This window comes from Komagataeibacter sp. FXV3 (genome assembly GCF_015155755.1).
Taxonomy (GTDB): Bacteria; Pseudomonadota; Alphaproteobacteria; order Acetobacterales; family Acetobacteraceae; genus Komagataeibacter.
The window spans coordinates 1-2,462 of the sequence record NZ_VWPI01000005.1 but is presented as its reverse complement, the minus strand read 5'-3'; the positions used below and the strand labels follow the sequence as shown (position 1 = coordinate 2,462).

Sequence of the window (2,462 nt, the reverse complement as noted above, 5' to 3'; positions counted from 1 at the left end):
TGTTGATTTTCACTGAGAACTGACCCGGGTAGGGCGGAAATTTTCATCGAGATTTGACCCATGCCTTCACACTCCCCGGCAGCATCTGCTGGGGGTTTGAGGAGTGATTGACATGGAGCTTCTGAGTGTGATCCGTCGGTGGCACTGCCGGGATCATCTTCCGATCCGCGAGATCGAACGCCGGACGGGACTGTCACGCAATACGATCCGGAAATATCTCCGGGCACAGAGTATTGAACCGCGGTTCCAGGTCCCCGAACGTCCCAGCCGACTGGACCCGTTTGCTGACAGGCTGAGGGGATGGCTGGTCCTGGAAGCCGCTCGCCCCCGCAAGAACCGGCGCACGGCGCGACGACTGCATGAAGACCTTGTGGCACTGGGTTATGATGGATCCTACGGACGGGTGGCCGCTTTCATCCGGCAGTGGAAACACGAACAGCACCAGGCACGCCAGACAACGGGTCGGGGTGTTTTCGTGCCCCTGAGCTTCCAGCCCGGGGAAGCCTTCCAGTTCGACTGGGGCGAGGACTGGGCGGTCATTGCCGGCCGTCGCGTCAAGCTGCAGGTTGCCCACACCAAACTGTCCTTCAGCCGGGCCTTCATACTCAGGGCCTATCCCCTGCAGACCCACGAGATGCTTTTTGATGCGCTTGCCGAGGCGTTCCGCGTGCTCGGTGGCGTGCCACGGCGGGGTATTTTTGACAACATGAAGACCGCCGTGGACCGGATTGGCTCTGGCAAGGCGCGTCAGGTCAATCTGCGCTTCATGGCCCTGGCCAGCCATTATCTGTTCGAGGCGACCTTCTGCAATCCGGCGGCAGGATGGGAGAAAGGGCAGATCGAGAAGACCGTGCAGGATGCCCGACGCCATATCTGGCAGGATATGCCTGCCTTTCCTGATCTGGGGGCGCTGAATGCCTGGCTGGAAGCCCGCTGCCTGGACTGCTGGGAACGGCTGCAGCATATCGAACTGGCCCGGAGCATCGCCGAGGTCCATGCCAGCGAGCGTCCTCACCTCATGGTGCCGGGGCGTCCCTTTGACGGGTTTGTCGAACAGACCAAGCGCGTCTCGCCAACCTGCCTGATCCAGTTCGAAGGCAACCGCTACAGCGTGCCCGCCTCCTTTGCCAATCGTCCGGTCAGCCTGCGGGTTTATCCCGACAGGCTGCGCATTATCGCCGAAGGGCAGGTTCTGTGCGTGCATGACCGGATCATCACGCGTTCGCATGGCGTGCCAGGCCGCACGGTGTATGACTGGCGGCATTATCTGGCGGTCATCCAGCGCAAACCGGGCGCCCTACGCAATGGCGCGCCGTTTGCCGAATTGCCAGCTGCCTTCCGGACCCTGCAGGATCAACTGCTCAGGCGGCCTGGAGGCGACCGGGAAATGGCTGAAATCCTGGCCCTTGTGCTGCAGCATGATGAGCAGGCTGTCCTCTGCGCGGTTGAACTGGCACTTGAAGACGGCGTGGCGACCAAGACCCATGTTCTCAATACGCTTCATCGCCTGATCGATGCCAAGAGAACCGTGGTTCCCCGGCTCGATGCCCCACAGGCCCTGGTGCTCGAACACGAACCGTGCGCCGATACAGGGCGGTATGACATCCTGCGAAGGGACAGCCGCCATGCGTCATGATCCTGCTGCTGCTTCACTTGTCGTCATGCTCCGTGGATTGCGGATGCATGGCATGTCCCAGGCCACGGCCGACCTCATCGAGCAGGGCGCGCCTGCCTTCGAGGCGACTATTCCCATCCTCTCACAACTCCTGAAGGCGGAACTGGCCGAACGCGAAGTGCGCTCCATCGCCTACCAGACAAAGACCGCCCGGTTCCCCGCCTATAAAGACCTGTCCGGGTTCTCCTTTGCCGATACGCAGGTCAACGAGCCCATGATCCGCCAGCTCCATGGCGGGGACTTCATCGAGCGTGCTGAGAATGTCGTGCTGATCGGCGGTCCGGGAACCGGGAAAACCCACCTGGCGACCGCGCTGGCCATCCAGGCGATCACCCATCACCGCAGGAAGGCACGCTTCTGGTCAACGGTCGACCTGGTCAATGCGCTCGAACAGGAAAAGACCGCCAACCGGGCCGGGCAGATTGCCGACAGGCTGCTCCGCCTGGATCTCGTGATCCTTGATGAACTCGGTTATCTCCCCTTCAGCGCGTCTGGCGGCGCCCTGCTGTTCCATCTGCTCAGCCGCCTCTACGAGCGCACCAGTGTCATCATCACAACCAATCTGAGCTTCAGTGAATGGGGAGACGTCTTTGGTGACCCGAAGATGACGACGGCGCTCCTCGATCGGCTGACCCATCACTGTCATATCCTCGAGACAGGAAATGACAGCTACAGGTTCCGCGCCAGCACCGCCGCGTCAAAAAACAGAAAGGACAGATCCTCTTCTTGACCGCCCGCCCGACTATGCCTGAAATAGCAGCTGGCTGGGTCAATTCCTGATGAAAAA

Annotated in this window: 2 protein-coding genes; both read left to right on the top strand. The window is 61.0% G+C overall.

Translation table 11 applies throughout. The features are described 5' to 3' along the window. Positions 1–112: 112 nt before the first annotated feature. A complete protein-coding gene (istA, locus tag F1542_RS00455; RefSeq protein WP_193731282.1) occupies positions 113–1,636 on the top strand; it encodes an IS21 family transposase in 1,524 nt (507 codons plus the stop codon). After that, positions 1,626–2,405: an IS21-like element helper ATPase IstB gene (istB, locus tag F1542_RS00450; RefSeq protein ID WP_193731281.1), complete on the top strand. Its 780-nt coding sequence runs from the start codon at positions 1,626–1,628 to the stop codon at positions 2,403–2,405. The genes istA and istB overlap by 11 nt, the downstream gene beginning before the upstream one ends. Positions 2,406–2,462 lie beyond the last annotated feature (57 nt).

Bases quoted from the DNA above. Each gene is read 5' to 3' on its own strand.
- istB (WP_193731281.1), top strand. From the start codon at position 1,626: ATGCGTCATGATCCTGCTGCTGCTTCACTTGTCGTCATGCTCCGTGGA.
- istA (WP_193731282.1), top strand. From the start codon at position 113: ATGGAGCTTCTGAGTGTGATCCGTCGGTGGCACTGCCGGGATCATCTT.